This is a genomic window from Variovorax paradoxus NBRC 15149, from assembly GCF_001591365.1.
Lineage (GTDB): Bacteria > Pseudomonadota > Gammaproteobacteria > Burkholderiales > Burkholderiaceae_C > Variovorax > Variovorax paradoxus.
Genome location: NZ_BCUT01000001.1, coordinates 2,867,047 through 2,892,939 on the forward strand (window position 1 = coordinate 2,867,047; position 25,893 = coordinate 2,892,939).

28 protein-coding genes are annotated in these 25,893 nt (G+C 69.7%); 19 read left to right on the top strand and 9 right to left on the bottom strand.

All coding sequences use genetic code 11. The annotated features are described in order from the left end of the window. A complete protein-coding gene (locus tag VPA02S_RS13325; protein WP_062364483.1) occupies positions 1–591 on the bottom strand; it encodes an NUDIX hydrolase in 591 nt (196 codons plus the stop codon). A 79-nt stretch (positions 592–670) separates the two neighbouring features. On the opposite strand from VPA02S_RS13325, the gene VPA02S_RS13330 reads away from it, so the two are divergent. From VPA02S_RS13330 to pyrF, 6 genes are all read left to right on the top strand, one after another. Then, positions 671–1,435: a DeoR/GlpR family DNA-binding transcription regulator gene (locus VPA02S_RS13330; protein ID WP_062364079.1), complete on the top strand. Its 765-nt coding sequence runs from the start codon at positions 671–673 to the stop codon at positions 1,433–1,435. Positions 1,436–1,511: 76 nt separating this feature from the next. After that, positions 1,512–2,528, top strand: a complete 1,017-nt coding sequence (locus VPA02S_RS13335; protein WP_018905198.1) for a DMT family transporter — start codon at positions 1,512–1,514, stop codon at positions 2,526–2,528. Beyond that, entirely contained in the window at positions 2,521–3,240 is a 720-nt protein-coding gene (tsaB, locus tag VPA02S_RS13340; protein WP_062364081.1) for a tRNA (adenosine(37)-N6)-threonylcarbamoyltransferase complex dimerization subunit type 1 TsaB, read from the top strand. The genes VPA02S_RS13335 and tsaB overlap by 8 nt, the downstream gene beginning before the upstream one ends. Positions 3,241–3,301: 61 nt before the next feature. Then, the gene (gene rimI / locus VPA02S_RS13345; protein ID WP_062364083.1) at positions 3,302–3,844 is read left to right on the top strand and encodes a ribosomal protein S18-alanine N-acetyltransferase; all 543 of its coding nucleotides are present in this window, start codon (positions 3,302–3,304) and stop codon (positions 3,842–3,844) included. Continuing rightward, a complete protein-coding gene (locus VPA02S_RS13350) occupies positions 3,841–4,635 on the top strand; it encodes a uracil-DNA glycosylase family protein (RefSeq protein WP_062364085.1) in 795 nt (264 codons plus the stop codon). The genes rimI and VPA02S_RS13350 overlap by 4 nt, the downstream gene beginning before the upstream one ends. Before the next feature lie 33 nt (positions 4,636–4,668). After that, positions 4,669–5,493, top strand: a complete 825-nt coding sequence (gene pyrF / locus VPA02S_RS13355; protein ID WP_015867821.1) for an orotidine-5'-phosphate decarboxylase — start codon at positions 4,669–4,671, stop codon at positions 5,491–5,493. Positions 5,494–5,496: 3 nt separating this feature from the next. Here pyrF and VPA02S_RS13360 read toward each other — a convergent pair whose 3' ends face one another. Then, positions 5,497–6,231, bottom strand: a complete 735-nt coding sequence (locus VPA02S_RS13360) for a helix-turn-helix domain-containing protein (RefSeq protein ID WP_015867820.1) — start codon at positions 6,229–6,231, stop codon at positions 5,497–5,499. A gap of 138 nt (positions 6,232–6,369) precedes the next feature. Here VPA02S_RS13360 and VPA02S_RS13365 point away from each other — a divergent pair, with 138 nt between their 5' ends. The 7 genes from VPA02S_RS13365 (at position 6,370) to VPA02S_RS13395 (ending at position 12,739) form a co-directional block, all read left to right on the top strand. Further along, the gene (locus VPA02S_RS13365) at positions 6,370–7,230 is read left to right on the top strand and encodes a hypothetical protein (RefSeq protein ID WP_062364087.1); all 861 of its coding nucleotides are present in this window, start codon (positions 6,370–6,372) and stop codon (positions 7,228–7,230) included. A 14-nt stretch (positions 7,231–7,244) separates the two neighbouring features. After that, positions 7,245–9,203, top strand: a complete 1,959-nt coding sequence (locus tag VPA02S_RS13370) for an MFS transporter (RefSeq protein ID WP_062364088.1) — start codon at positions 7,245–7,247, stop codon at positions 9,201–9,203. 125 nt (positions 9,204–9,328) lie between these two features. After that, positions 9,329–9,835: a YiaA/YiaB family inner membrane protein gene (locus tag VPA02S_RS13375; protein ID WP_062364091.1), complete on the top strand. Its 507-nt coding sequence runs from the start codon at positions 9,329–9,331 to the stop codon at positions 9,833–9,835. A gap of 41 nt (positions 9,836–9,876) precedes the next feature. Continuing rightward, entirely contained in the window at positions 9,877–10,335 is a 459-nt protein-coding gene (locus VPA02S_RS13380) for a hypothetical protein (RefSeq protein WP_155736567.1), read from the top strand. Then, entirely contained in the window at positions 10,332–11,156 is an 825-nt protein-coding gene (locus tag VPA02S_RS13385) for a DUF2145 domain-containing protein (RefSeq protein WP_062364094.1), read from the top strand. Before VPA02S_RS13380 ends, VPA02S_RS13385 begins: the two co-directional genes overlap by 4 nt. Position 11,157: 1 nt before the next feature. Further along, positions 11,158–12,270 (top strand): zinc ribbon domain-containing protein, encoded by a 1,113-nt coding sequence (locus tag VPA02S_RS13390; RefSeq protein WP_062364096.1) that lies wholly within the window; start codon positions 11,158–11,160, stop codon positions 12,268–12,270. 91 nt (positions 12,271–12,361) lie between these two features. After that, complete coding sequence (locus tag VPA02S_RS13395; protein ID WP_015867813.1) at positions 12,362–12,739, top strand: DUF3597 domain-containing protein; 378 nt, start codon at positions 12,362–12,364, stop codon at positions 12,737–12,739. Positions 12,740–12,872: 133 nt separating this feature from the next. Here VPA02S_RS13395 and VPA02S_RS13400 read toward each other — a convergent pair whose 3' ends face one another. Continuing rightward, positions 12,873–13,658, bottom strand: a complete 786-nt coding sequence (locus VPA02S_RS13400) for an SDR family NAD(P)-dependent oxidoreductase (protein WP_062364098.1) — start codon at positions 13,656–13,658, stop codon at positions 12,873–12,875. A gap of 137 nt (positions 13,659–13,795) precedes the next feature. Here VPA02S_RS13400 and VPA02S_RS13405 point away from each other — a divergent pair, with 137 nt between their 5' ends. Further along, the gene (locus VPA02S_RS13405) at positions 13,796–14,164 is read left to right on the top strand and encodes a hypothetical protein (protein ID WP_244883457.1); all 369 of its coding nucleotides are present in this window, start codon (positions 13,796–13,798) and stop codon (positions 14,162–14,164) included. Between the two features lie 9 nt (positions 14,165–14,173). On the opposite strand, the gene tgt is transcribed toward VPA02S_RS13405, so the two are convergent. From tgt to queA, 3 genes are read right to left on the bottom strand one after another with little or no spacing between them, the layout of a single operon-like run. Further along, positions 14,174–15,373 carry a tRNA guanosine(34) transglycosylase Tgt gene (tgt, locus tag VPA02S_RS13410; RefSeq protein ID WP_062364102.1) on the bottom strand — a complete coding sequence of 400 codons (1,200 nt, stop codon included), beginning with the start codon at positions 15,371–15,373 and terminating at the stop codon, positions 14,174–14,176. Then, positions 15,370–16,623: a PQQ-dependent sugar dehydrogenase gene (locus VPA02S_RS13415; RefSeq protein ID WP_062364104.1), complete on the bottom strand. Its 1,254-nt coding sequence runs from the start codon at positions 16,621–16,623 to the stop codon at positions 15,370–15,372. Before VPA02S_RS13415 ends, tgt begins: the two co-directional genes overlap by 4 nt. Beyond that, positions 16,620–17,666 carry a tRNA preQ1(34) S-adenosylmethionine ribosyltransferase-isomerase QueA gene (gene queA, locus VPA02S_RS13420; protein ID WP_062364106.1) on the bottom strand — a complete coding sequence of 349 codons (1,047 nt, stop codon included), beginning with the start codon at positions 17,664–17,666 and terminating at the stop codon, positions 16,620–16,622. Before queA ends, VPA02S_RS13415 begins: the two co-directional genes overlap by 4 nt. 82 nt (positions 17,667–17,748) lie before the next feature. Between queA and recG the strand changes: the two genes are divergently transcribed. Continuing rightward, complete coding sequence (gene recG, locus VPA02S_RS13425; RefSeq protein ID WP_027730904.1) at positions 17,749–19,878, top strand: ATP-dependent DNA helicase RecG; 2,130 nt, start codon at positions 17,749–17,751, stop codon at positions 19,876–19,878. 9 nt (positions 19,879–19,887) lie between these two features. Here recG and VPA02S_RS13430 read toward each other — a convergent pair whose 3' ends face one another. Continuing rightward, a complete protein-coding gene (locus VPA02S_RS13430; protein ID WP_018905182.1) occupies positions 19,888–20,520 on the bottom strand; it encodes a LysE family translocator in 633 nt (210 codons plus the stop codon). Between the two features lie 92 nt (positions 20,521–20,612). On the opposite strand from VPA02S_RS13430, the gene VPA02S_RS13435 reads away from it, so the two are divergent. The 4 genes from VPA02S_RS13435 (at position 20,613) to VPA02S_RS13450 (ending at position 23,692) form a co-directional block, all read left to right on the top strand. After that, on the top strand, positions 20,613–21,578 hold the full coding sequence (locus VPA02S_RS13435; protein WP_015867805.1) for a LysR substrate-binding domain-containing protein: 966 nt from the start codon (positions 20,613–20,615) through the stop codon (positions 21,576–21,578). A 141-nt stretch (positions 21,579–21,719) separates the two neighbouring features. Next, a complete protein-coding gene (locus tag VPA02S_RS13440) occupies positions 21,720–22,286 on the top strand; it encodes a Dps family protein (protein ID WP_062364108.1) in 567 nt (188 codons plus the stop codon). 58 nt (positions 22,287–22,344) lie between these two features. After that, entirely contained in the window at positions 22,345–23,205 is an 861-nt protein-coding gene (ubiA, locus tag VPA02S_RS13445) for a 4-hydroxybenzoate octaprenyltransferase (protein ID WP_062364110.1), read from the top strand. A 19-nt stretch (positions 23,206–23,224) separates the two neighbouring features. Then, complete coding sequence (locus VPA02S_RS13450) at positions 23,225–23,692, top strand: MaoC/PaaZ C-terminal domain-containing protein (protein WP_062364112.1); 468 nt, start codon at positions 23,225–23,227, stop codon at positions 23,690–23,692. A 6-nt stretch (positions 23,693–23,698) separates the two neighbouring features. Here the strand turns inward: VPA02S_RS13450 and proC are convergent, their stop codons facing one another. Both proC and VPA02S_RS13460 read right to left on the bottom strand, forming a co-directional pair. After that, complete coding sequence (gene proC / locus VPA02S_RS13455; protein ID WP_062364113.1) at positions 23,699–24,556, bottom strand: pyrroline-5-carboxylate reductase; 858 nt, start codon at positions 24,554–24,556, stop codon at positions 23,699–23,701. Next, on the bottom strand, positions 24,553–25,695 hold the full coding sequence (locus tag VPA02S_RS13460; RefSeq protein ID WP_062364485.1) for an esterase-like activity of phytase family protein: 1,143 nt from the start codon (positions 25,693–25,695) through the stop codon (positions 24,553–24,555). The genes proC and VPA02S_RS13460 overlap by 4 nt, the downstream gene beginning before the upstream one ends. Between the last annotated feature and the right edge of the window lie 198 nt (positions 25,696–25,893).

Sequence of the window (25,893 nt, forward strand, 5' to 3'; positions counted from 1 at the left end):
TTATCTCGGCGGAAAAACATGCAGTTGCGCGTGATACAGCAGCATCACGGTCTTGGCGTCGGCAATGCGCCCGTCGGCCACCATGGCCAGCGCCTCGTCGATGCCGAGCTCGAGCACCTCGATGTCCTCGCCCTCCTCGGCCAGGCCGCCGCCGTCGCCGATGCGCATCGACGGCTCGTATTCGGCGATGAAGAAGTGCAGCTTCTCGGTCACCGAACCCGGGCTCATGAAGGCTTCGAAGACCTTCTGCACCGCGCCCAGGCGATAGCCCAGTTCTTCTTCCACCTCGGCGCGGATGCGTTCCTCGGGCGCCGCGTTGTCGAGCAGGCCGGCGGCCGCCTCGATCAGCAGGTCGCCGTGTCCGTTGACGAAGGCCGGATAGCGGAACTGCCGCGTCAGCAGCACCGTGCGCTGCGCGAGGTTGCAGGGCAGCAGCGTGGCGCCGTTGCCGCGGTCGTAGGTCTCGCGGTGCATGCGCTGCCACTGGCCGTCGTTGCGCCGCCAGTCGAAGGCGGTGGTCTTGAGCGTGTACCAGTTGTCGGAAAGCAGGGTGACTTCGTGCACCCGGACGCGGTCGTGGAGGGTCGTCATGGCGCGCAGCTTATGCGCAAGTTCGTGCAGAAACAAGAAAATTCGTGCAATCAGCGGTCCTGCCCGCTACCATCGCCCGATGCTCACCCGCCAGCGCAAGCAACACATCCTCTCGGTCCTGCAGCGCGACGGCAACGTCGTGGCCAAGTCGCTCAGCGAGGAGCTGGCGCTGTCGGAAGACACCATCCGCCGCGACCTGCGCGAACTGGCCGCCGAGGGGCTGCTGCAGCGCGTGCACGGCGGCGCGCTGCCGGTCGCCAGGGCCGAAGCCGACTTCGCGGGCCGGCTGCAGCTCGCAACCGCGGAGAAGGTGGCGATCGGCCGCGCCGCGGCACGGCTGGTGCGGCCCGGGCAGGTGGTCTTGATCGACGGCGGCACCACGGCCGTGCAGATGGCGCGGCACCTGCCGGCCAGCCTGCGCGCCACCGTGGTGACGCACAGCCCGTCGGTGGCGGTCGAGTTGGCGGGCCATGCCGGCATCGAGGTGGTGCTGATCGGCGGGCGCCTGTTCAGGCATTCGATGGTGGCGGTGGGCGCCGCGGCCATGGACGCCATCTCGCGCGTCCACGCCGACACCTGCTTCCTGGGCGTGACGGGGGTACATGCCGAGGCGGGCCTGACCACCGGCGACGTCGAGGAGGCCGCGATCAAGCGCGCGCTCATGGCCGCCGCGGCTGAGACGGTGGTGCTGGCCTCGTCGGAAAAGATCGGTGCGGCCTCGGCCTGGGTCATCCACCCCGTTTCGGCCGCGACCAGCCTGCTGGTGTCGCCGGAAGCGCCGGCCGCCGCGCTGGCACCGCTGCGCAAGGCCGGGCTCGCCATCCTGCGCAGCGACGGCGGCTGAGCGCGCCGGTCCGCCGCCGATTCGATCCATTCGCCCCTGGCCGGCGCGGCCGCGGCCTGCCCTGGATAATCGGGGGATGCCCGCCCTGCCCCGCTTCTCGCCCCGCACGATCGGCATCGGCGCGGCCGTGGTCACCGTGCTGGTCTGGACCGCCTTCATCGTGATCGCGCGGGCCTCGGCCGCACGCTCGCTCACCCCGCTCGACCTGGCGCTGGCGCGCATCTGCGGCGCGAGCCTGGTGCTGGTGCCCTGGGGCGCCTGGATGGTCATGAAGGGCCAGCGGCAAAAGGACGGCAGCGCGTCGTCGCTGTTCGGGCTTTCGCCGCTGTCGCTGCGCCTCACGGCCGGCGCCGGCATCTTCGGCGGCGTGGCCTATGCCCTGCTGGCCTACAGCGGCTTCTTCTTCGCGCCCGCGGGCCATGCCTCGGTGCTGATGCCCGGCAGCCTGCCGCTGTGGACCACGCTGCTGGCCGCGCTGGTGCTGCGCGACCGCATCACGCCGGGCCGCGCCTTCGGGCTCGCGCTGATCGTGGCCGGCGACCTGGTCGTCGGCGGGCGCAGCCTGCTGCATGCCTTCGAGGGCGGCGAGGTCTGGAAGGGCGACCTGCTCTTCATGGCCGCGGCCTTCTGCTGGGCCTGCTACAGCGTGGTGGCGCGCCGCCACGGGCTGGACGCCGTGCGCGCGACCATCGCCATCACCGTGTTCGCGCTGCTGGCCTATGTTCCGGTCTACGGCCTGCTGGTGGCGGGCGGCGCGGTCGTGAGCCGCATCGGCACCGCGCCCTGGGGCGAGGTGGCGTTCCAGATGCTGTTCCAGGGCGTCGGCTCGGTCGTCGTCTCGGGCATCACCTTCACGAAGATGATCCAGTACTTCGGGCCGGTGCGCAGCACCATGATCACGGCCCTGGTGCCCGGCCTCTCGGCCTTCGGCGCGGTGATCTGGCTCGACGAGCCGCTTTACTGGAACCTGATCGCCGGCCTGCTGCTGGTGACCGCCGGCATTTTGTTCGGCGTGCAGAAAACATCGGCCGGTGGGCGCGCGGCTGCGCGGCCCGCCATGCCGGCCACCGCCACGGGGTGCCGCGATGCCTAGGCTCCTGGCTTTCGACACCAGCACCGAGCACCTGTCGGTGGCGGTGCGCCACGGCGAGCGCCTGTTCACGCACAGCGGGGCCGGCGGCGCGCAGGCGTCGAGCACGCTGATCCCGCTCATCCTGCAACTGCTGGCCGAGGCCGGGCTCGAACTGGCCGCACTCGACGCCATCGCCTTCGGCCGCGGGCCGGGCTCCTTCACGGGCCTGCGCACCGCCTGCTCGGTGGCGCAGGGCCTGGCCTTCGGCGCCGGCGTGCCGCTGCTGCCGGTCGACACGCTGCTGGCCGTGGCCGAGGAGGCGCGCCATGCCTTCGGCGCACGCCAGGTGGTGGCGGTGCTCGACGCGCGCATGGACCAGCTCTATGCCGCGCGCTACGACTTCGATGGCGGCGGGGCGCTGGGCGGCGCGGACAGCGAGCCGCTGCTGCTCGCGCCCGAGGCGCTCGAAGTGCCCGCCGGCTGGTCCCTTGCCGGCAACGCCTTTGCCGCCTACGGCCCCCGCCTGGCCCCGGCCGCGACGCGCCACGAGGTGCTGCCCACGGCCACCGCCATGCTGCGGCTGGCGCCCGCGCTGCTGGCCGCGGGGCGCACGGTGGATGCGGCACATGCCTGGCCGCTCTATGTTCGCGATAAAGTGGCGCAAACCACCGATGAGCGCGCCGCCATCAAGGCGGCCGCGCTGGCGGGTCCACCTGTTGCCAACCAGTCATGAGCGCCGCGCCGGGCCGCCCCAAGCAAGCTCGCGCCGCAGTGCGAAGCACGAAGGTCATTGAATGAGCGCCGTCCTCCAGCCCGTCGAAGCCCGCCTCGAGCCGCTCACCGTCGAGCGGCTCGATGCCGTCTGCGCGGTCGAGCAGACGGCCTACAGCCATCCGTGGACGCGGGCCAACTTCATCGATTCGATGGCGGTCGGCTACCACTGCCAATGCCTGCTGGCCCCGGTTTCACGGCCCGACCTGGGCACGCCGATCACCAGCCTCGGCGAGACGCTGATCGGCTACTTCGTCGCCATGAAGGGCGTGGACGAAGTGCACCTGCTCAACATCACCGTGGCGCCGGCCTTCCAGCGCCAGGGCTGGGCGCCGCTGATGCTCGAGGCGCTGACCGGCTGGTCGCGCGCGCAGGGCGCGCAGTGGCTCTGGCTCGAGGTGCGCCAGAGCAACCGGCGCGCGCTCGACATCTACATGCGCCAGGGTTTCCGCAGCGTGGGCGTGCGCAAGGGCTACTACCCGGCGCATGAAGGCAAGCGCGAGGACGCGGTGGTCATGAGCCTGCGATTGAACGAATCAGGCTCTGCCTGGGGAGCCTTGCGATGAACGCGGTACAGACACTGAAGCTCGACGCCCGCCAGCGCGCGATGCTCGACGAGATGGGCGTGAAGGTCTGGTGGCCGATGCCTGAAGCTGCCGAAGCGGCGCCCGCGGCCCGGGAAGCGGCTGCGGTGGCCGCGCCGCCGCCCGCCGTCCGCGAGCGCGCGCCCTCCGTGGCCGAGGCGCCGGCGGCCCCGGCCGCAAGGCCCGCTGCAGCACCGGCCCCGGCGGCGCGCCCCACCGCGCCCGCACTGCTCGCGCAGGGCGCCGCCGTGCTGGTCGACGCGCCGCGCCGCCTTTATGCCGAGGCCTCGGCCGAGGCCGCCGCCGAAGCGGCGCAAGGCGGCTGGCTGGTGGTGGCCGACATGCCGCCCGAAGCCGATGGCCGCCACGGCGAGCCCTTTGCGGGCGATGCCGGCAAGCTGCTCGACAACATGCTGCGCGCCCTCAAGCTGCACGACGGCAAAACGCCGGTGCACCTGATGCGCACGCACCGCGGCGTGGGCGCCGGCCAGCCCGGCAGCCCGCATCCGATGGACGAGGCGTTCGCGGAACATGCGGCCGCGCTGGCGCCGAGCCTGGTGCTTGCCATGGGCCCGCTGGCCGCCCAGAGCCTGATGCAGAGCGCCGATCCGCTCGGCAAGCTGCGTGGCCGCGCGGTGCCGCTGCCCTCGGCCAGCGGCGTGCCGGTGGTGGCCACCTACCATCCGGCCTACCTGCTGCGCAACCCGGCCGACAAGGCCCGCGCCTGGGCCGATCTATGCCTGGCGGCCGAGCAGCAAACACCGTCGAACTGAGGGCCGGCGGCCGGGTCCTTAAAATCGGACCCCATGACTTTCCTCGACAAGCTGGCCACCGCACAGCAAACAAACGGTTCGTTGCTCTGCGTGGGGCTCGATCCGGAGCCAGCCAAGTTCCCGGGGCAGCTCAAGGGCGACGCCAGCCGCATCTATGACTTCTGCGCGCGCATCGTCGACGCGACGGCCGGCCTGGTCATCGCCTTCAAGCCGCAGATCGCCTATTTCGCGGCCCATCGCGCCGAAGCCCAGCTCGAACAACTGATGGAGCACATGCGCCGCAACGCGCCCGGCGTGCCCGTGATCCTGGACGCCAAGCGCGGCGACATCGGCTCCACGGCCGAGCAGTACGCCATCGAGGCCTTCGAGCGCTACGGCGCCGACGCCGTGACCCTGTCGCCCTTCATGGGCTTCGACTCGGTGGCGCCCTACCTCAAGCACCAGGGCAAGGGCGCCTTCCTGCTCTGCCGCACCAGCAACCCCGGCGGCTCCGACCTGCAGGGCCAGCGCCTGGCGGGCATCGAGGGCCAGCCCTTCCTCTACGAACACGTCGCCCGGCTGGCGCAGGGCCCGTGGAACCTCAACGGCCAGCTCGGCCTCGTGGTGGGTGCGACCTACCCGGCCGAGATCGAGCGCGTGCGCGAACTCGCACCGACGGTGCCGCTGCTGATCCCCGGCGTCGGCGCCCAGGGCGGCGATGCCGTGGCCACGGTGCGCGCCGGCTGGCGCCCCGATGCGCCGATCATCGTGAACTCGTCGCGCGCCATCATCTACGCCTCCTCGGGCGACGACTTTGCCGAGGCGGCCCAAAAGGCCGCACGCTCTACGCGCGACGCGCTGGAAGCCGCGAAGCCCTGATCGTCAGGCGCGGCGCAGGCGCGTGAAGGCCTCGAACTCCCAGTTCCGCATGCCCAGCAGCAGCGTGTAGCCCTCGCGGTCCTTCGCGGCCAGCTTCTGGTCGGTCTGGTGCTGCTGCGCAAAGTCCTGCGCCACGCGCTGCAGGCGTTCGAGGAAGGCCGGCGCGAGCGAGCGGCTGATCTGCCCGTGCACCAGCAGCAGGCCCTCGGCCGGGCCGTCGAAGCCGCCCGCGTAGTAGTCGAGCACCACGTTCTCGCGGAAGAACTCCATCACCGGGCCGTGCGGCCGCCAGCGGAAGGTCTTGGCCAGCTTCAGCCGGTAGCGGTTCAGCGGGCGCAGCTCGATGATGCCGATGCGGTCCAGTTGCGCCAGGCAGCCGATGCACTCGGCCTCGCTGATCCGGTAGGCCGCCACGATCTGCTCCAGCGTCCACTGGCTCAGCACGCTGATGGCCACCAGCAGCAGCTTCTTGTCCTTGACCACCGCCTTTTCCTGCTCGTGCGTGAGTTCCTTCAGGAGCGGCTGGGCGTCGGCCACGCGGCGCGCCAGCTCGGCGAAGTCGATCTTGAGCGCGCGGCAGATCGCGTCGACCCGCGACAGCGGCATGTCGCTCTTGGCCAGCATGCGCTTCACGCTGGATTCGGCCATGTCGAGCGAGCGCGCCAGGTCGGCGTAGGTCATGCGGGCGCTCTTGAGTTCGTTCTTGAGGGCTTGGACGAGGTCGACGGTGGTGCTCATGAGGGTGGCGTTGCGGAAGAAGGTATTAGAAAAAGATACCGAAAGGTGTGAATTAGTGCCTCGTATCGATTCTCGATGCCTGTGGAGCGACTGGCAACTAAATTCCGCGGCTCCTGCCATCCACCACCGAGGACCGCCATGCCTTTGCCCACCCTCAGCCGCCGCGAACGCGGACTGCTCTTCACCTTCGCGCTGCTCGCGCTGGTGGCCCTGTTCGGACCTGCCCTGCCGGCGGCCGAGGTGGCCATTGCCGCCGTGTTTGCCGACGACCGCAGCTGGCACGGCCTGCCCAACGCGATGGACGTGCTGAGCAACCTGCCCTTCCTGCTGATCGGCTTCTGGGGCCTGTACCGGCTCAACCGGATCGACCGCGCCCACCAGGAGGCGTTGGCGCAGTTCCCGCTGGCACCGCCGGCCAACGACCCGCCGGACAACACGCTCGACTGCGCCTGGCTTTTCTTCGCGGGGCTGGTTGCCACGGCCGCGGGATCGGCCTTCTTCCACCTGATGCCCGACGGCGCCCGGCTCGCGGCCGACCGCGCCGGCATGGCGGTGGCTTTTGCGGGGCTGATCGGCATCGCGGTCTGCGAGCGCGTGAGCCAGCGCGCCGGCTGGCCGGCCGCCTGGTTCGTGCTGATGGCCGGGCTGCTGTCGGCCGAGGTGTTCCAGGAAAGCGGCAACGTGCTGCCCTGGGCGATCGTGCAGTTCGGCGGCATGGCGCTGGTGCTGACGCTCGCGCTGGCCACGCCGATGCGCGGCGCGGTCGGGCTCAAGCTGGGCTGGGTGATCTGCTTCTATGCGCTGGCCAAGGTCTCCGAACTGGCGGACCACGCGATCTACGAGGCGACGCAGCAGGTGGTTTCGGGCCACACCCTCAAGCACCTGACCGCATCGCTGGCGGGCCTGCCGGTGCTGGCGGCGCTGCGCAAGCTCGACATGAACTGGCGCGCGACCCTGCTGCGGCACAATCCCGACGCAGCCGCCGCCCTGACGGCATGAGGAGAATTCTTCGAATGACAACCCCCGCCGCTGCTGCCACTGCCGCCACCGCGCCCCACGAGGCGAACGCCCACGCCAACCAGTTCGCGCTTCTCAGGCAGCGGCGCTTCGCGCCCTTCTTCTGGACCCAGTTCGCGGGCGCGGCCAACGACAACCTCTTCAAGTTCGCCTTCACCGTGATGGTGACCTACCAGCTCCAGCTGAGCTGGATGCCGCCGGCCATGGCGGGCCTGGCCATCGGCGCGCTGTTCATCCTGCCGTTCCTGCTGTTCTCGGCCACGGCGGGGCAGCTCACCGACAAGTTCGACAAGACGAAGATGATCCGCTTCGTCAAGAACCTCGAGATCGCGATCATGCTGATTGCGGCCTGGGGCTTCGTGCGCGCCGATGCGGTGGTGCTGCTGGGCTGCGTGTTCCTCATGGGCCTGCATTCCACGCTGTTCGGGCCGGTCAAGTTTGCCTACCTGCCGCAGGTGCTCGACGCGCGCGAGCTCACGGGCGGCAACGGCATGGTCGAGATGGGCACCTTCGTCGCCATCCTGCTCGGGCAGGTGGCGGGCGGGCTGCTGGTGGCGCTGCCGCAGGTCGGCCACGCCACGGTGGCGGTGGCCTGCGTGCTGCTGGCACTGGTCGGGCGCGGCGTGGCGCAGGCCATTCCGCCGGCGCCCGCCACCGACCCGGGCCTGGTGATCAACTGGAACCCGTTCAGCGAGACCTGGCGCAACCTCAAGCTCGCGCACGGCAACATCGTGGTGTTCCGCTCGCTCCTGGGCATCTCGTGGATGTGGTTCTTCGGCGCGGTGTTCCTGAGCCAGTTCCCCAGCTTCGCGAAGGAAGTGCTGCACGGCGACGAGCAGGTGGCCTCGCTGCTGCTGGTGGTGTTCTCGGTGGGCATCGGCGCGGGCTCGCTGCTGTGCGAGACGCTGAGCCGGCGGCAGGTGGAGATCGGCCTGGTGCCGCTGGGCGCGATCGGCATGAGCGTGTTCGCCATCGACCTGTACTTTGCGTCGCGCGCGCTGCCGCCGTCCGCCGGCATGGGGCTGGGCGCCTTCATGGGCCAGGCCGCGCACTGGCGCGTGATGGCCGACCTGGCGCTGCTGTCGCTCTTCGCGGGGCTCTACAGCGTGCCGATGTACGCGCTGATCCAGCTGCGCAGCCAGCCCACGCACCGCGCACGCATCATCGCGGCCAACAACATCCTCAATGCGCTGTTCATGATCGGCAGCTCGGTGATCGCGGGTGCCTTGCTCGGCGCCGGCTTCACGATTCCGCAGATCTTCCTGTTCACGGGCATTGCCAACGCGCTGGTGGCGTTCTACATCTTCATGCTGGTGCCGGAATACCTGCTGCGCTTCATCGCGTGGATGCTGTCGCACTTCGTCTACCGCTTCGAGATCAAGGGCGACGAGCACATTCCCACCGAAGGCGCCGCGGTGCTGGTGTGCAACCACGTGAGCTTCATCGACGCGATATTGCTGATGGCCGCGAGCCCGCGCCCGATCCGCTTCATCATGGACCACCGCATCTTCAAGGTGCCGGTGCTCGGCTGGCTGTTCAAGCTGGCCAAGGCGATTCCGATCGCGCCGCAGAAGGAAGACCCGGCGGCCTACGAAGCGGCCTTTGCCAGGGCGCTGGGCGTGCTGCGCGAAGGCGACCTGCTGGCCATCTTTCCCGAGGGCGCGATCACGCGCGACGGCCAGTTGCAGCCCTTCAAGGGCGGCGTGATGAAGATCATCGAAAGCGCGCGTGCCGAAGGCATCGAGCCGCCGGTGATCCCGATGGCGCTGACCAACCTCTGGGGCTCGTACTTCAGCCGCATCGAGCTGCGCGGCGGCGAGAACGTGGCCATGGCCAAGCCCTTCCGCCGCGGCTTCTTCAGCCGCGTGGGGCTCAACGTCGGCCATGCCGTGCCGCCGGTCGAGGTGCGGCCCGAGGCGCTGCAGCAGCGCGTGAGCGGTTTGCTGGCCGCCTGAGGCGGCAAAAAGTATCCTTTCGAGATACCAGTAGCGGCTCAAACCGGGACTGGTCGAAGCATTCGAGCCCCGCGGTGCGGGAGCGAACCATCATTCGCTCACCTTCACTACGCCGCGAGGCACGCATGCAAACCTTCCCTTCCACCACCGTTTCGATCCAGCGCGACACGCGGGCCTGGCAGTTCCAGGTCTGGGCTTCGTTCGCGGCCGCCGTGTTCCTGTGCGCCACCGGCCTGAGCTGGCTGCCGGGCGAGGCGCTGGACCGCGCGTTCATGGTGATGGGCTATGTGTTCTGCCTGAGCACCGCCTTCATGCTGGCCAAGTTCGTGCGCGACAGCCAGCCGGCAGGCGCCGGCGGCACGGCAGCGAGCCGCGACGTGCCGATGTGGCGCCTGGTGGTCTGGGGCAGCTTCTTCACCGCGATGGGCCTGACCGGCTGGGGCCTGGTCCGCATGGAGATCAACGACGCCTACAAGGCCTTCCTCGGTGTGAGCTGGCTGTTCCTGATCAGCTCGGCCTTCACGCTGGCCAAGACCCTGCGCGACCGCCACGAGGCCGACCTGATCGACGCGCGCCTGCAGGGCCGCCGCGCCGCCCGCCAGGAAGCCGCTGCCGCCGGCTCGGCCGAATGAGCGCCGCCTTCTTCTTCATCATCCATCCACGAAAGACCGCCATGAAAAAATCCGTTGCTGCGCTTCTGGTTGCCGCCTGCACCGCTTTCGCGGGCGCCGCGCTGCCCTTCCATGCCCAGGCGCAGAGCGAGGCTTCGGCCGCGCTCTCGCTGCTGCCGGTGGCCTCGGTCGTGGGCGCTGCCTCCGCGGTGGGCGCTTCCGCCACGGCCGTGGTCGCGCTGCCCGCCGCACTCTCGGTGGGCGGCTCGATGCTCACGGTGGTGGCGGTCGAGGCCTCGGCCGATGGCACCGTCTACCTGCTGGAGCGTGCCTCGGACGGCGCGCGTGCCAGCGTCAAGGTGATGGGGCGCGCGGCCAACGGCGTGTCGGCGGCGGTGGGCACGGGCGTCCTGGTCAGCGTGATCGGCAGCGGCGTCGTGCTGTCGGCCGCGGGCGAGGTGCTGGCCTTCGTGCCCAATGCCATCGGCCGCGCGCTGCTGCACAACGAGAGGCTGTCGTGAAGCGCGCGGTCTTTCCTGCGCTCCTGCTCGCGCTCGCTGTGGCGCTGCCGCTGCAGGCGCAGGCCGGCCGCTCCTGCGAACAGGCCAGGCCGACCGCCGAACTGATCGTCAAGGGCATGCAGATGGCCGAGCGCACCTCGCAGCAGCTCGATGCCAGCGGCGCGCGCGCCGTGCTGCTGGCGCGCGCCGGGCAGGACCTGGGCAAGTACGGCCTGCGCTATTCGCACCTGGGCATCGCCTACAAGAGCGACGAGGGTCCATGGCGCGTGGTGCACAAGCTCAACCAGTGCGGCAGCGCCGTGGCCGCGGTCTACCGGCAGGGGCTTGGCGAGTTCTTCCTCGACGACCTGTGGCGCTACGAGGCTGCCTGGGTCGTGCCCACGCCTGCCGTGCAGGCGCAGCTGCTGGCCGCGCTCCGCGAGCCGCCTGCGCGCATCGTGCGGCTGAACATCGCGCCCTACAGCATCGTGAGCTACGCCTGGGGGCAGAAGTACCAGCAGTCGAACCAGTGGGCCATCGAGACGCTGGCCGCGGCGATGGAGCCGGCCACCATCAACAGCCGCGCGCAGGCGCAGGCATGGATGCAGTTCAAGGGCTACGAGCCGACCACGCTCAGGCTCGGCCCGCTCACGCGGCTGGGCGGCCGCGTGGGCTCGGCCAACGTGGCCTTCGACGACCATCCGAACGAGAAGCGGTTCTCGGACCGCATCGAGACGGTGACGGTCGACTCGGTGTTCGCATGGATGCCGCGCGCGGGGCTCGGCGCGGCGCCGGTGGCGTTCAAGCTGCCACAAGAAATCTCTCTCCTACCGAAAGAATGAAATGAGCAAGTCACTGCGTCTGTCCGAAAAATGGTTTCGCCGCGGGCTCTGGCTCGTGGCGCTGGCGTTCGCGAGCTTTTTGATCGGGCTCGGCGGCGCCGTCGTGGACGACCTGCCGCGGGTCGAGCGGGCGCTCGAGCTCGACGACTTCATCGACCGCCCCGCGGCCGAGCCGCTGCGCAGCACCATCAAGGCGTCGGAGACCGCCGAGCTGCAGGCGACGCGGCAGCTGGAGCAGGTCCGCCTGCAGCAGAGCGCCGCTCGGCAGGCCAGCGCCAACGCGCGCGAGACCTTCGGCAACTGGATCGCCACGCGGCGCGCCACCGCGCAGCCCGACCAGGACACGGAGCTGATCGCACGCACCAAGCAGCTCGATGCCTTCAAGCAGAAGGAGGACGAGGTCCAGCGCCTGGTGAATGCGCAGCAGCAGGCCGTGCTCGACGCGCGCCAGGCCGAGCAGCGCGCCCGCGAGGCGCTGTCGCTGCTGGAGCGCGATGCGCGGGAAAAGCTCAACGCCGAGTACCGCCGCGTCGAACTGCGCGTGTTCGCCTACCGCCTGGCGCTCACGCTGCCGCTGCTGGTCGTGGCCGGCTGGCTGTTCGCAAGGAAGCGCAAGAGCACCTACTGGCCTTTCGTCTGGGGTTTCATCTTCTTTGCGCTGTTCGCTTTCTTCGTCGAGCTGGTGCCCTACCTGCCGAGCTACGGCGGCTACGTGCGCTACGTGGTGGGCATTGTGGTGACGGTGCTCGTCGGGCGCTATGCGATCGTGGCGCTCAATGCCTACCTCGCGCGCCAGAAGCTCGCCGAGCAGCAGCCCGACCAGGTGCGGCGCGAGGAACTCAGCTACGACGTCGCGCTCGCGCGGCTCGGCAAGGGCGTGTGCCCCGGCTGCGAGCGCCCGGTCGATTTGAAGAACGGCGAGATCGACTTCTGCCCGCACTGCGGCATCGGCCTGTTCGACCATTGCGGCCAGTGCGAGACGCGCAAGAGCGCGTTCTCGAAGTTCTGCCATGCCTGCGGTACCTCCGCGGCCGCAACGCAGGCGCCGCACACATCTGTGACCGGCACTGCGCAATCGGTCACGCCGGGCGCGCCGGTTCAGCCGGCCACGTAGCGAAAGCGCCGCACGGTCGTGCTACAACCCCGGGCTGCGTCACGCAACGCCGTGCCGCGGGTTTTCCCATTCACATTGACGGAGCACACCCATGAGCATTTTCGGCAAGATTTTTTCCAAGATTTTTCCGTCGGCCAACGCCGCTGAAGTCGTCGCCGCACCGCCGGCGGCTGCACCCGGCGCGCCGGCCGCTGTTGCACCGCCGCCTGCGATCCCACTGGGCGACGTGCCCGCCGTCCTGGACGCGATGCCTGGTGCCGCCGGCCTGAACTGGCGCACCTCGATCGTCGACCTGCTCAAGTTGCTGGGCCTGGACAGCAGCCTCGCCGCGCGCAAGGAACTGGCCAGCGAAATTCTCTACAGCAACGGCGAACCGGGTTCGGCCGAATGGAACATCGGCCTGCACAAGCAGGTGATGACTCGCATCGCCGCCAATGGCGGCACGCTGCCAGCCGAACTGCGCGACTAAATAAAGGCGGCTTCTGCCGAAAAAGGAATTTCCAGGAACACCGCGGAACCGGCTTCGCCGGGCCGCTGGTGTTGCCCCCGGTAGGGGGTTGGCGTAGCGACACGAAGTGCGCGAAGACTGGGGGCGAGCCTATTTATGTCCAGCCGGCATCCACCACGTAGTCCTGCGCGGTGCACATCTTCGAATCGTCGGCCGCCAGGAACAGCGCCATCGCGGCGATGTCTTCCGCCATCACGCGCCCCGGCAGGCATTGCGCCGCATCGATCTCCGCGGCCGACTCGGGCTTGACCCACAGCTTGATCTGCCGCTCGGTCATCACCCAGCCCGGCACGATCGAATTGACGCGGATGTTCTCTTTGCCCAGGTCGCGCGCCAGCGAGCGCGTGAGGCCGCGCGCGGCCGCCTTGCAGGCCTGGTAGACCGGGTAGCCGCGGCCCTTGATCATCCAGCTGATCGAGCCGAAGTTGATGATCGAGCCGCCGCCCAGCGCGCGCATGTCGTCGGCCACGGCCTGCGCGGCAAAGAACTGGTGCTTGAAGTTGACGGCCACGAGGCGGTCGAAGTCTTCGCTCGTGACCTCGGCCATCTCGTGGCGCCGGTCGTTGGCGGCATTGTTGAGCAGCACGCCGATCGGGCCGAATTGCGCGCGCACCGCGGCAATGGTGGCCGCGAGCGCCGCCGTGTCGGTCACGTCGCATTCGCGGAACAGCGCGGGCGTTGCGCCTTGGAGCTGCGCCGCGAGCGCGGTGCCGGCGGCCGTGTCGAGGTCGCAGAAGCCGACCTTCGCGCCCTGCGCATGGAAGGCCCGCACCAGCGCCTCGCCGATGCCGCTCGCGCCGCCGGAGATGAAGACGGTGCGGCCGGCCAGCGAAGGATAGCGGGCGGTGTAGGACGAAAGTGGTGAGGCGTCGGTGGTCATGTGAATGCAGCAACGGCGATGGACACGGGCGGCAAGCGTACCGGATGGGCGTGCCCCTGCCGCGCGAGGGGGCGCCGGCCGGCGTATGGCTTACGGTGAATGGCCGGCGCGGCCGTGCGTGGCTACGCTCCTTCTCCATGACGACGAACACGCTTTTCCGCCGCACCCTTCTTGGGTTGGCGCTTCTTCCCGTCGCGCTGGCGGTGCGCCCGGTGCGCGCCCAGGCGGCGGCCTCCATGCAGCTCTTCAAGGTGGTCTCGCCGCGCGACGAGGTGATCGTGGGTGCCGATGCGGCGCAGCTGGGCCCGGGTTCCAACCCGGCCGTTGAGCGGCTGGCCGCTCAGCTCGCGGCCAAGGGCCAGCTCACGCTGTGGCAGTACGCCTCGCACAAGGACGCGGGCGGCGCGCTGGTGCAGGCGCCGCTCAAACAGATCGTGGTGTTCAGGAACGAGCTGCTGCGCATCGAGCCCTACGCCACGCCGCTCGCGATCCAGCCGCCGAAGTAGCCCTGCGCCTCAGATGCCGCGCGCGCGCTCCGACTTGAACCGCGCGCGGAATTCCGTGAAGGTGCCCGCCTCGAGCGATTCGCGGATCTCGCGCATCAGGTTCAGGTAGTAGTGCAGGTTGTGGATGGTGGCGAGCATCGGCCCGAGCATCTCGGCGCAGCGGTCGAGGTGGTGCAGGTAGGCACGGCTGAAGCCCTCGCGCCCGCCGTCGTTCCACGAAACGCCCGAGGTGCCCGCGCAGGCATGGCAGGTGCAGCTCGGGTCGATGGGCTGCGGATCGCTCTTGTGGCGCGCATTGCGCATCTTCAGGTCGCCGAAGCGCGTGAACAGCGTGCCGTTGCGCGCATTGCGGGTCGGCATCACGCAGTCGAACATGTCGACGCCGTCGGCCACGCCCTGCACCAGGTCTTCGGGCGTGCCCACGCCCATCAGGTAGCGCGGCTTGTTCGCGGGCAGCCGGTGCGGCGTGTGGCCCATGATGTGCAGCATCTCTTCCTTGGGCTCGCCCACGCTCACGCCGCCGATGGCGTAGCCCGGAAAGTCCATGTCGACCAGCGCCGCGAGCGATTCCTCGCGCAGGTTCTCGAACATGCCGCCCTGCACGATGCCGAACAGCGCGTTCGGGTTCTGGAGCCGCGCGAACTCGTGCTGGCAGCGCTTGGCCCAGCGCAGGCTCAGTTCCATCGAGATGCGCGCCTCGGCCTCGGTCGTGATGTGGCCCTTGGTGTCGTAGGGCGTGCACTCGTCGAACTGCATCACGATGTCGCTGTTGAGGATGGTCTGGATCTGCATCGACACCTCGGGCGTGAGGAACAGCTTGTCGCCGTTGACGGGCGAGGCGAACTTCACGCCTTCCTCGCTGATCTTGCGCATCGCGCCCAGCGACCAGACCTGGAAGCCGCCCGAGTCGGTGAGGATGGGCTTGTTCCATTTCTCGAACGAATGCAGCCCGCCGAAGCTGGCCATCACGTCGAGGCCGGGGCGCATCCACAGGTGGAAGGTGTTGCCCAGGATGATCTGCGCGCCCATCTCCTCGAGGCTGCGCGGCATCACGCCCTTGACGGTGCCGTAGGTGCCCACGGGCATGAAGATCGGCGTCTGCACCACGCCATGGTTGAGCGTGAGCGTGCCGCGGCGCGCGTGGCTCGCGGGATCGGTCTTGAGAAGTTCGAACTTCAGGCGCGGCAGGGAGGACGTGGTGGCGGTCATTTCTGGGGGGCGGCGCCGGTGTCCGGCAGCAGCATCAGGATGGTACGGTTGAAGTCTTCGACGGCGAGCAGGCGGCCCTGCCGGTCGACGGTGATGCCGGTGGGCCGGCCCATCGGCCGCACGCCGGCCTTGGGGCTCCAGCCGGCGAGCCATTCGACCGGCTTGCCCGACGGCAGGCCGCGCGCATCGAGCCTGTAGCCCACCACGCGGTGGCCGGGCGGCTGGTGGCCGCGCCAGGCAACCAGCAGCTGGCCCGCGAAGCGGCTGCCCGCGGGCCCGGTGATCATCTGCAGCGGCGCGGCGTGCGCGGGCCAGAGCATCAGCGGCGCCTCGGTGGCCTTGCAACCCGGCCGGTTCTCGTAGCCGCGCGCGGGCTGGCGGTTGCCCACGCAATAGGGCCAGCCGTAGTCGCGCCCGGCCTGCAGCCGGTTCAGCTCTTCGGGCGGCTGGCCCACGTCTTCGTAATCGATGGAGTTCTCGCCCTGCAGCACGGTGCCCTTGGCGGGGCCGTCCGGCAGCACGGTCAAGGCGACCGAGTTGCGCAGGCCGGTGGCAAAGGGCTTGAAGCTCTGCAGCTTGTGGTCCGGCCCGGCGAGCACGGCCTCGTACACCGCGGCGCGCGGCTTCGGTCCGGCCAGGTCGGGGCAGGGCAGCGGGTATTGCTTCGACGAGGCATCGCGGCAGGCATCGGAGTCGGAGCCGACGTTGACGTAGAGCCGCCCGTCCGGTCCGAAGGCCAGTTCCTTGAGCGGATGCGTGCCGTCGCCCGGCAGGCCGTCGATCACCGTTTCGCGCTGCAGCGCGCCGCCGGGCGAAGAAGGGATGGGTGTGCGCCAGATCATGCCCGACTCGCCGATGTAGATCCTGCCGTCGGGTCCGGCGGCAAGGCCGAGCGGCCGGTCGAGCTGCTCGGCCAGCACGCTGAAGCGCGCGCGCCGCGGCGCCGGGCCCTCGGTGGGCAGCACCATCTCGAGCAGGCGGCCGCGGCGCGGCTCCCACGAGCCCATGTCGACGACCCAGTAGCGGCCCGGCGCCACCTCGAGGATGCGCCGGGGCGCACGCAGGCCCTGGGCCTCGTCGGCCAGCAGCGCGACGCAGGTGCCCGCGGGGCTGCCGATGTCCAGCCGCGCATAGCCGCCGCACAGACCCTGCGGCGTGTAGCCGCGTGCTTGGACGGCCACGGGCAGCAGCAGCGCGCATCCGAATGCGATCGCGGCCAGCGAGGAGCGGATGGTGTTGAGGGGTTTCATGCGGGAGCAGCGCGCGCCAGCAGCATGGCGTCGCCGTAGCTGAAGAAGCGGTAGTGCTGCGCGATGGCGTGGGCATAGAGCGCCATCACGCGTTCATAGCCCGCAAAGGCCGAGACCAGCATCATCAGCGTGCTCTTGGGCAAGTGGAAGTTGGTGACCAGCAGGTCGACATGCTCGAACACGAAGCCCGGCGTGATGAAGATGCGCGTGTCGCCCGCGGCCTCGCCGCTCTTGGCCCACGATTCGAGCGTGCGCACGGTGGTGGTGCCGACCGCGACCACGCGGCCGCCGCGCGCCTTGCACTCGGCAATCGCGCGCTGTGTGGCCTCGGGCACTTCGTAGCGCTCGGCGTGCATCGTGTGCTCTGCAATGTTCTCGGTCTTGACCGGCTGGAAGGTGCCGGCGCCCACGTGCAGCGTGACGCTGGCGCGCTGCACGCCCCGCGCTTCGAGTTCGGCCAGCAGCGCCTCGTCGAAATGCAGTGCGGCGGTCGGCGCAGCCACGGCGCCGGGCACGCGCGCGAACACGGTCTGGTAGCGACGCTCGTCGTCGGCCGAATCGCTGTGCGTGATGTAGGGCGGCAGCGGCACGTGGCCGCAGCGGGCCATCAATGCGTACGGGTCCTCGCCGGCATCGCTCTCGAAAGCGAAGCGGAACAGCGCGCCGTCTTCCTCCGGCCAGCGGCCCAGCAGCGTGGCGCGAAAGCCGCCGACCATCTGCAGCATCGTGCCCACGGGCGGCTTCTTGCTGACCTTCATGTGCGCCACCACTTCTTGCCCCTGCAGCACGCGCTCGACCAGCAGTTCGAGCTTGCCGCCGGTCGGCTTCTCGCCGAACAGGCGCGCCTTGACCACGCGCGTGTCGTTGAAGACCAGCAGGTCGCCCGCGCGCAGCAGCGAGGGCAGGCTCTTGAAGATGCGGTCGGCCGGGGTGCTGCCGGTGCCGTCGAGCAGACGGGAGGCGGTGCGTTCGGAGGCCGGGTGTTGTGCCACCAGCTCGGGCGGCAAGTCGAAATCGAAATCGGAAAGCGTGAAGGCGCGCATGGTGCTTGAGGGCCGGACGGGCCCGTGCCAAGGAGGCGTGGAAGATGAGCGAGACGTGGCCGGAGCCGGGCAGAATTGTCCCATGCCCGCTTCCGCGAAGTCCGTGCCGCCCGAAAAGACCACAAGCCCGCCCGCTGCCGCTCCGGCCGCGCCCGGGGCCGGGCTGAGCGCCGTGCAGCGCGCGCTGCGCAAGCTCGGCCTGGTGCGCGACATCGACTTCGCGCTCTACCTGCCGATGCGCTACGAAGACGAGACGCGCATCGTGCGCCTGGCCGACACGCGCGACGGCGACATGGCGCAGGTCGAGGGCGTGGTGACCGAATGCGAGGTGGTGTTCCGCCCGCGCCGGCAGCTGATCGCCACCATCGACGACGGCAGCGACACCTGCCAGCTGCGCTTCTTCAATTTCTACCCCTCGCAGCAGAAGCAGCTGGCCGTCGGCGCGCGCGTGCGCGTGCGGGGCGAGATGCGCGGCGGCTTCGTCGGGCGGCAGATGATGCATCCCACCGTCAAGGCGGCCGGCACGGCATTGCCGCAGGCACTGACGCCGGTCTACTCGACCATTGCCGGGCTGCCGCAGCCGGTGCTCCGGCGCGAGGTGCGCTCGGGCCTGGCTCGCGCGGTGCTCGACGAGACGATCCCCGTGCAGATCGGATGGCGCGGCGCCTGGGACCTGCGCAGTTCGCTGACCTTCCTGCACTACCCGACACCCGATGTGGCCATGGCCACGCTGGAAGACCACAGCCATCCGGCATGGCAGCGCATCAAGGCGGAAGAGCTGCTCGCGCAGCAGCTCTCGCAATTGCAGGCGCGGCTGGAGCGCGCGGCGCAGCGGGCGCCGATGCTGCCTTCCTCGGCCGAGCCGCAGGCGAGCTCGCTGCATGCGCAACTGCTCGCGGTGCTGCCCTTCGGCCTGACCGGCGCGCAGCAGCGCGTGGGCGAGGAAATCACGCGCGACCTCGGCCGCGAGATCCCGATGCACCGGCTGCTGCAGGGTGACGTGGGCTCGGGCAAGACCGTGGTGGCGGCGCTCGCGGCGGCGCGCTGCATCGATGCGGGCTTCCAGTGCGCGCTGATGGCGCCGACCGAGATCCTCGCGGCCCAGCACTTCGGCAAGCTGGTCGGCTGGCTCGATCCACTGCTGGCCGAGCGCGGCCTGCGCGTGGCCTGGCTCACCGGCAGCCAGAAGAAGAAGGAGCGCGACGCAATGTCGGCCGCGGTCGAGAGCGGCGAGGCGGCGCTGGTCATCGGCACCCATGCCGTCATTTCGGAGAAGGTGCGCTTCAAGAACCTCGCATTGGCGATCATCGACGAGCAGCACCGCTTCGGCGTGGCGCAGCGGCTCGCGCTGCGCGGCAAGGCCGTGGGCCATCTCGAGCCGCACCTGCTGATGATGAGCGCCACCCCGATCCCGCGCACGCTGGCGATGAGCTACTACGCCGACCTGGACGTTTCCACGCTCGACGAGCTGCCGCCGGGCCGCACGCCCATCGTCACCAAGCTGGTGGCCGACCACCGGCGCGAGGAGGTGATCGACCGCATCCAGGCGCAGATCGCGCAGGGCCGGCAGGTCTACTGGGTCTGCCCGCTGATCGAGGAGAGCGAAGCGGTCGACCTGCGCAACGCCACCGAGACGCGCGACGAGCTCGCCGATGCGCTCGGCGCGGCCGTCAACGTCGGGCTGCTGCATTCGCGCATGCCCACGGCCGAGAAGCAGGCGGTGATGGCCGCCTTCACGGCCAACGAGATCCAGGTGCTGGTGAGCACCACGGTGATCGAGGTGGGCGTGGACGTGCCGAACGCCTCGCTGATGGTGATCGAGCATGCCGAGCGCTTCGGGCTCTCGCAGCTGCACCAGCTGCGCGGCCGCGTGGGCCGCGGCGCCGCGGCCTCGGCCTGCGTGCTGCTCTACGCGCCGGGCGACAGCGGCCGTGTCGGCGAAGCGGCCCGCGCCCGGCTCAAGGCCATGGCCGAAACCAGCGATGGTTTCGAGATCGCGCGGCGCGACCTCGAGATCCGCGGCCCCGGCGAATTCCTGGGTGCGCGCCAGTCGGGCGCGCCGCTGCTGCGCTTTGCCGACCTCAGCACCGACACGATGCTGCTCGACTGGGCGCGCGAACTCGCGCCGCTGATGCTCGACAAGCACCCCGACCTGGCCCAGCGCCACATCGACCGCTGGCTCGGCACCAAGGCCGAGTACCTGAAGGCCTGAAGGCCTCGCTCAGGCGGCGGGGCGGCGCGTGAAGGCCAGCAGCAGCCCGAAGCCGACCATCATGCTGCCGCTCACCTTGTTGAACCAGCGCATCGCGCGGCTGCCGTTGGCGAGCCGGCGCATGCGGGCGCCGAGCATCGCGTAGAGCGCGATCGCAACCACTTCGAGCAGCAGGAAGGTGGTGCCCAGCAGCAGGTAGCTGGTGGCATAGGCCCCCGGCACCACGAACTGCGGAAAGAAGGCCGTGAACACCAGGATCGCCTTGGGATTGCCCGCCGCCACGGTGAACTCCTGGCGCACCAGCGCGCGCATCGAGGGCGGCGCGGCCGCGTCCGCTGCCTGCGCTTCGGCCGCCGGCGCCGGGGCGCGCAGCAGGCGGACGCCGATCCACACAAGGTAGGCGGCGCCGATGTACTTGATGACGTCGAAGGCCAGCTCCGACGCGACCAGCACCGCGCCCATGCCCAGGCCCGCGATGGCGATCATGATGGCGAAGGCCGCGAGGCGCCCGCCGGCCGCGATGACCGCCGGCGAAACGCCGTGGCGCGCGCCGTTGGTGACCGACAGCAGGTTGTTGGGGCCGAAAGCCATGTTGATGGCGAAGCAGGCCGGCAGGAACAGCAGATAGGTGGACAAGGTCATGGCTGCACCGGTGTCGATGGGGCCACCATTATCCGCAGGCCGACCCCAGAGAACGCTCGGTCACGGACGCTTGCGCATAATTGAAGCAAGCTATGACTCTCACCGAACTCAAATACATCGTCGCAGTGGCCCGCGAACGGCACTTCGGCAAGGCGGCCGAGGCCTGCTACGTCTCCCAACCCACCCTCTCGGTGGCCATCAAGAAGCTCGAGGACGAACTCGAGGTCAAGCTCTTCGAGCGCAGTGCCGGCGAAGTCACCGTCACGCCGCTCGGCGAGCAGATCGTGCAGCAGGCGCAGAGCGTGCTCGACCAGGCCGCCAGCATCAAGGAAATCGCCAAGCGCGGAAAAGACCCGCTGGCCGGCCCGCTGAACCTCGGCGTGATCTACACCATCGGGCCCTACCTGCTGCCCGACCTGGTGCGCCAGGTGATTGCGCGCACGCCGCAGATGCCGCTGGTGCTGCAGGAGAACTTCACCGCCAAGCTGCTCGAGATGCTGCGTGCCGGCGAGATCGACTGCGCGATCATGGCCGAGCCCTTCCCCGACACCGGCCTGGCCATGGCGCCGCTGTACGACGAGCCCTTCATGGCGGCGCTGCCCACGAAGCACAAGTTCGCCGACCGCGAATCGGTCACTTCGGAAGAGCTGCAGAACGAGACCATGCTGCTGCTGGGCACCGGCCACTGCTTTCGCGACCACGTGCTCGAGGTCTGCCCCGAGTTCGCGCGCTTCTCGAGCAACGCCGAGGGCATCCGCAAGAGCTTCGAGGGCTCGTCGCTCGAGACCATCAAGCACATGGTGGCATCGGGCATGGGCGTGACGCTGGTGCCGCGCCTGTCGGTGCCGGCCGAAGCCCTCAAGCCCAAGGTCAAGGGACGCAAGGAGCCCGAGCAGATGGTGCGCTACCTGCCGGTGCGCGACGCGCAGGACCGCGATCCGCCGACGCGGCGCGTGGTGCTGGCCTGGCGCCGCACCTTCACGCGCTACGAGGCGATCGCGGCCTTGCGCAACGCGATCTATGCCTGCGAGCTGCCGGGCGTCAAGCGGCTGTCGTAGAGGGAAAGACGCGAACTTCGCCTACGCGGGGGCCGTTCGAATTCGTTGATCGCCGGGATAGAGTGGCGCTGTTGCGAAGCCGCGGGTCGGCTTTCAGAATAACGGCGTGTTCCGCAAAACCTGAAGAAAGAGTTTCCAGCCATGGCCAAAGCATCGAAGAAAGCATCGTCGTCCGGCAAGGTGCCCAAGAAGGGCGGCACCGTGGTGGCGCAGGAATCGGGCAGCCGCAACGCGCCCCTCATCAACATCGGCATCGAGCGCCAGGACCGCGCCGCCATTGCCGAGGGCCTGAGCCGCGTGCTGGCCGACACCTACACGCTCTACCTCACGACCCACAACTTCCACTGGAACGTGACGGGGCCGCACTTCAACTCGCTGCATGCGATGTTCATGGGCCAGTACACAGAGCTCTGGGGCGCCACCGACATCATTGCCGAGCGCATCCGCGCGCTGGGCCACTACGCACCGGGCTCCTACGCCGAGTTCAGCAAGATCGCCACCGTGCCCGACGTGCCCCAGACCCCGCCCAAGGCGATGGAGATGGTGCGCATCCTGGTCAAGGGCCACGAAACCGTGTCGCGCATCGCACGCGAATTCATCCCCGTGGCCGAGGAAGCCGGCGACGACCCGACGGCCGACATGCTGACCGCGCGCTGCACCGTGCACGACCAGACCGCATGGATGCTGCGTTCGCTGCTCGAGGACTGACCCTCCGAGCCCGCGAACCCAGGAGCGGCACAATGGCCGCTCTTTTTTTGCCCGCCGCATGCTTGCCCGCCGTTTTGCGCTCTATCTCGACCTGATCCGCTGGAACCGCCCCGCCGGCTGGCTGCTGCTGCTGTGGCCCACGCTGGGCGCGCTCTGGTTCGCGGCCGAAGGCTGGCCGGGCTGGCACCTGCTGGCCGTGTTCGTGCTGGGCACCATCCTGATGCGCAGCGCAGGCTGCTGCGTTAACGACGTGGCCGACCGCGACTTCGACCGCCACGTGAAGCGGACCGCCCAGCGGCCGGTGACCAGCGGCGCGGTCTCGGTCAGGGAGGCGCTCGCGCTGGGCGCGGTGCTGGCACTCCTGGCTTTCGGGCTGGTGCTCACGACCAACCGGCTCACCATCCTGTGGTCGTTCGCGGCGCTGGCCATCACGCTGGCCTATCCCTTCGCCAAGCGCTTCGTGTCGGTCCCGCAGGCGGTGCTCGGCATCGCCTTCAGCTTCGGCATCCCGATGGCTTTTGCGGCGGTGCAAGCCAGCGTGCCCGTGTTCGCCGCCTGGCTGCTGGCCGGCAACCTGTTCTGGGTGCTGGCCTACGACACCGAGTACGCGATGGTCGACCGCGACGACGACCTCAAGATCGGCATGAAGACCTCGGCCATCACCTTCGGCCGCTTCGACGTGGCGGCGGTGATGCTGAGCTACGCGGTCTTCCTGGCGGTCTGGACCTGGGCCGGCGCGAGCCGGTCGCTGGGGGCCCCGTTCTTCGCGGGGATCGCCGCGGCCGCGGGACAGGCCGCCTGGCACTGGCGGCTGATCCGCGAGCGCACGCGCGACGGCTGCTTCAAGGCCTTCCGGCTGAACCACTGGCTCGGCTTCACCGTGTTTGCCGGCATCGCGGCCGGCTACGCCATTCGCTAGCTAGAAAGACAGGACGCACATGCTCGATCGCCTGACGCAGAAGATCGGCCAGGAAGGCCTGTCCGGATGGCACCTCATCACGCAGGAGATGGTCGACCGGTACGCGGCGCTCTCGGGCGACGGCGAGGGCGAATGGATCCACCTCGATCCGGAGCGCGCCGCCCGCGAGGCGAACTACGGCGGAACGATCGTGCCGGGCTTCTTCCAGGTGTCGCACCTGATCCGGCTGACCGGCGAGGCCATGCGGACGCTGCTGCCCTTCGATGCGAACCACGCGCTGAACTATGGATTCGACCGCTTGCGCTTCGTCAGGCCGATGCCCGTCGGCGCGCGCTTCCGGGCGCGTGTGCGCATTCTCGAGGCGATGCCCAAGCCCGGAGAGAGCTTCCTGCTGAAGGAGGCGGTGCTGCTGGAGCTCGAGGACGGCACCGTCACGCTGGCGGCCGAGTGGCTGGTCTTCCTCGGGCCGCGCGCACTGGCGGCCTGACGAGGCTCAGGCGCGGCCGAATTCCTCGCCCAGCTCGGCGGCGCGCTTCTGCGCCGCGCGGATGGCGGCCTTGAACTTCGCCTTGACGTCGGCGCCTTCGAGCGCGCTGATCGCCGCATGGGTGGTGCCGCCCTTGGAGGTCACGCGTTCGCGCAGCACCGACGGCGGCTCGGTGGCGCTGTGCGCCAGCGCCGAAGCGCCGGTGAAGGTGCCGATGGCCAGCCGCTGGGCCTGCTCGAGCGGCAGGCCCATCTCGACGCCGGCTTCGGTCATGGCCTCGATGAAATAGAACACATAGGCCGGGCCGGAGCCGGACATGGCCGTCACCGCATCGAGCGCGGCTTCGTCGTCGACCCAGAGCAGCTCGCCGGTCGGCGCCAGCAGCTGGCCGACCAGGGCGCGGTCGGCGGCCTCCACCGCGGCCCGCGCAAAAAGGCCGGTCATGCCCTGGCCCACCAGCGCCGGCGTGTTGGGCATGGCGCGCACCACGCGTTCGCTGCCGAGCCAGCGCGCGATGCTGCCCGACGGAATGCCGGCCGCCACGCTCAGGTGCAGTGCGTTGGCCGCGAATGCGCGCACCGGGGCGGCCGCGTCCGCGAAAGTCTGCGGCTTGACCGCCCACACCACCACCGAGCAGCGCGAAAGGGCGTCGCCGGCCTCGGCGTGGGCGGCAATGCCGAAGGATTGCGCAAGCTTGGTGCGGGCCTCCTCGAAGGGCTCGACCACTTCGAAGCTGCCGGCGGGCGTACCCTGCTTGATGAGGCCGCCGATGATGGCGCTGGCCATGTTGCCGCCGCCGATGAAGGCGATCGGAGGCAGCGGCGGCGGTGCGGTGCGGGGCAGGAAGGTGACGGCGATGGTCATGGTCGGTCGGTGTATTCGAATGCCGCAAACTGGGTTGTCTGCAGCGGGTTGAAATTGTCGTCGCTCACGACCACCAGCATGCGCTTGCCGTCCGGCAGCGGCGGTCCCCAGCACATGCCCTCGGTGTTGTCGAGGCGCGAAAGGCCGAGCCAGGCGAAGTCGGCGACCAGGGTTTTCGGCGCGGGGCGGTGGTTGTCCGCGGCGAGCGCGTCGATCGCCAGCACGTCGGTGGCGTTGCGGGTATCGATCTCGTACAGGCGCAGCGAGTTTCCGGCGCCGGTGGCATAGGCGCGTTCCAGCACCAGCATGCGGTCGGCGTCGAGCATCAGGATCTCGCTGATGCCGTTGTCCGCATGGCTGCCAGGAATGAGCGGCCGCAGCGGGATCGCATCGGGCACATAGGCGATCTGGCGCGTGGCCTGGCCGGTCTCCAGGTCGATCCGGGTCAGCCGGCAGGGACCGCCCGGCGCCCTCGTGGTGGGAACCGGGCCGTCCTGGATCAGCGCGTTTTCCATGCCAAGCCAGGCGTGGCGGCCGTCGGGCGCCAGCGCCAGGCCCTCGAGGCCCAGGTTGTCGCGCGGGCCCCGGCGCTGGGCCGGATCGGGGTTGAACATGGCCGGCAGCGCGAACTCGCGCAGCAGGCGGCCGTCGCGCGCCGACTCGTACAAGGCCGGGCCGAATCCCCGGCCCACATCGCCTTCGCTCGTCCAGAGCAGGGTTCCGGCGCCTGGGCGCAGGCGCAGCGATTCGGGGTCCGGAACCGGGGTGCCGGGCTCGGCGCGGCGCCGCGCAGGCCAGGGACCGCCGCCCGGGCGTTGCAGCTGCACGACACCTTTCGGTTCGGGTGGCAGCGCCCAGGGAGGCGCCCATTGCGCCACATAGAAACGCGCAGGATCGAGGTCTGACCGATCGTCGCTGAGCAGCAGGTACTCACTTCTTTTTGCATCGTAGTCGATGCCCGAGAGGCCGCCGGCGGTCGTGCCCTGTATATTCAGCCGGTGCGGCCAGTGCGCCTCGGCAAGGCGGCGCAGCCGCTGTGGCCCCGCCGGCGGAATGGCCGGACTGCGGCAGCCGGCCAATCCCAGCGCTGCGAGCCCCGCCGCCATGGCGCCCGCCCCCGCCAGCAGCCGGCGGCGCATGGGCGATATGGGGCCTGGATCGAAGGTGCGCACGCCGCCGAGTCTAGTTCCAGTTCGATTCGATCTCAGAAGGCAGTTGACATGCCTTGGCCTGCGTGCAACAATCGCAGGCTTCGCTTCAAAAGGCGAAGCTTTCAGCCCAAAGCGGAAGTGCCTCGAGTGGTTCGAGGTGCGGACGACGGGCCCAAGACTGACCGC

What these genes read in the sequence shown, in the direction of transcription:
- VPA02S_RS13325 (WP_062364483.1), bottom strand. Translation starts at nt 591, where the DNA reads ATGACGACCCTCCACGACCGCGTCCGGGTGCACGAAGTCACCCTGCTT.
- VPA02S_RS13330 (WP_062364079.1), top strand. Translation starts at nt 671, where the DNA reads ATGCTCACCCGCCAGCGCAAGCAACACATCCTCTCGGTCCTGCAGCGC.
- VPA02S_RS13335 (WP_018905198.1), top strand. Translation starts at nt 1,512, where the DNA reads ATGCCCGCCCTGCCCCGCTTCTCGCCCCGCACGATCGGCATCGGCGCG.
- tsaB (WP_062364081.1), top strand. Translation starts at nt 2,521, where the DNA reads ATGCCTAGGCTCCTGGCTTTCGACACCAGCACCGAGCACCTGTCGGTG.
- rimI (WP_062364083.1), top strand. Translation starts at nt 3,302, where the DNA reads ATGAGCGCCGTCCTCCAGCCCGTCGAAGCCCGCCTCGAGCCGCTCACC.
- VPA02S_RS13350 (WP_062364085.1), top strand. Translation starts at nt 3,841, where the DNA reads ATGAACGCGGTACAGACACTGAAGCTCGACGCCCGCCAGCGCGCGATG.
- pyrF (WP_015867821.1), top strand. Translation starts at nt 4,669, where the DNA reads ATGACTTTCCTCGACAAGCTGGCCACCGCACAGCAAACAAACGGTTCG.
- VPA02S_RS13360 (WP_015867820.1), bottom strand. Translation starts at nt 6,231, where the DNA reads ATGAGCACCACCGTCGACCTCGTCCAAGCCCTCAAGAACGAACTCAAG.
- VPA02S_RS13365 (WP_062364087.1), top strand. Translation starts at nt 6,370, where the DNA reads ATGCCTTTGCCCACCCTCAGCCGCCGCGAACGCGGACTGCTCTTCACC.
- VPA02S_RS13370 (WP_062364088.1), top strand. Translation starts at nt 7,245, where the DNA reads ATGACAACCCCCGCCGCTGCTGCCACTGCCGCCACCGCGCCCCACGAG.
- VPA02S_RS13375 (WP_062364091.1), top strand. Translation starts at nt 9,329, where the DNA reads ATGCAAACCTTCCCTTCCACCACCGTTTCGATCCAGCGCGACACGCGG.
- VPA02S_RS13380 (WP_155736567.1), top strand. Translation starts at nt 9,877, where the DNA reads ATGAAAAAATCCGTTGCTGCGCTTCTGGTTGCCGCCTGCACCGCTTTC.
- VPA02S_RS13390 (WP_062364096.1), top strand. Translation starts at nt 11,158, where the DNA reads ATGAGCAAGTCACTGCGTCTGTCCGAAAAATGGTTTCGCCGCGGGCTC.
- VPA02S_RS13395 (WP_015867813.1), top strand. Translation starts at nt 12,362, where the DNA reads ATGAGCATTTTCGGCAAGATTTTTTCCAAGATTTTTCCGTCGGCCAAC.
- VPA02S_RS13400 (WP_062364098.1), bottom strand. Translation starts at nt 13,658, where the DNA reads ATGACCACCGACGCCTCACCACTTTCGTCCTACACCGCCCGCTATCCT.
- VPA02S_RS13405 (WP_244883457.1), top strand. Translation starts at nt 13,796, where the DNA reads ATGACGACGAACACGCTTTTCCGCCGCACCCTTCTTGGGTTGGCGCTT.
- tgt (WP_062364102.1), bottom strand. Translation starts at nt 15,373, where the DNA reads ATGACCGCCACCACGTCCTCCCTGCCGCGCCTGAAGTTCGAACTTCTC.
- VPA02S_RS13415 (WP_062364104.1), bottom strand. Translation starts at nt 16,623, where the DNA reads ATGAAACCCCTCAACACCATCCGCTCCTCGCTGGCCGCGATCGCATTC.
- queA (WP_062364106.1), bottom strand. Translation starts at nt 17,666, where the DNA reads ATGCGCGCCTTCACGCTTTCCGATTTCGATTTCGACTTGCCGCCCGAG.
- recG (WP_027730904.1), top strand. Translation starts at nt 17,749, where the DNA reads ATGCCCGCTTCCGCGAAGTCCGTGCCGCCCGAAAAGACCACAAGCCCG.
- VPA02S_RS13430 (WP_018905182.1), bottom strand. Translation starts at nt 20,520, where the DNA reads ATGACCTTGTCCACCTATCTGCTGTTCCTGCCGGCCTGCTTCGCCATC.
- VPA02S_RS13435 (WP_015867805.1), top strand. Translation starts at nt 20,613, where the DNA reads ATGACTCTCACCGAACTCAAATACATCGTCGCAGTGGCCCGCGAACGG.
- VPA02S_RS13440 (WP_062364108.1), top strand. Translation starts at nt 21,720, where the DNA reads ATGGCCAAAGCATCGAAGAAAGCATCGTCGTCCGGCAAGGTGCCCAAG.
- ubiA (WP_062364110.1), top strand. Translation starts at nt 22,345, where the DNA reads ATGCTTGCCCGCCGTTTTGCGCTCTATCTCGACCTGATCCGCTGGAAC.
- VPA02S_RS13450 (WP_062364112.1), top strand. Translation starts at nt 23,225, where the DNA reads ATGCTCGATCGCCTGACGCAGAAGATCGGCCAGGAAGGCCTGTCCGGA.
- proC (WP_062364113.1), bottom strand. Translation starts at nt 24,556, where the DNA reads ATGACCATCGCCGTCACCTTCCTGCCCCGCACCGCACCGCCGCCGCTG.
- VPA02S_RS13460 (WP_062364485.1), bottom strand. Translation starts at nt 25,695, where the DNA reads ATGCGCCGCCGGCTGCTGGCGGGGGCGGGCGCCATGGCGGCGGGGCTC.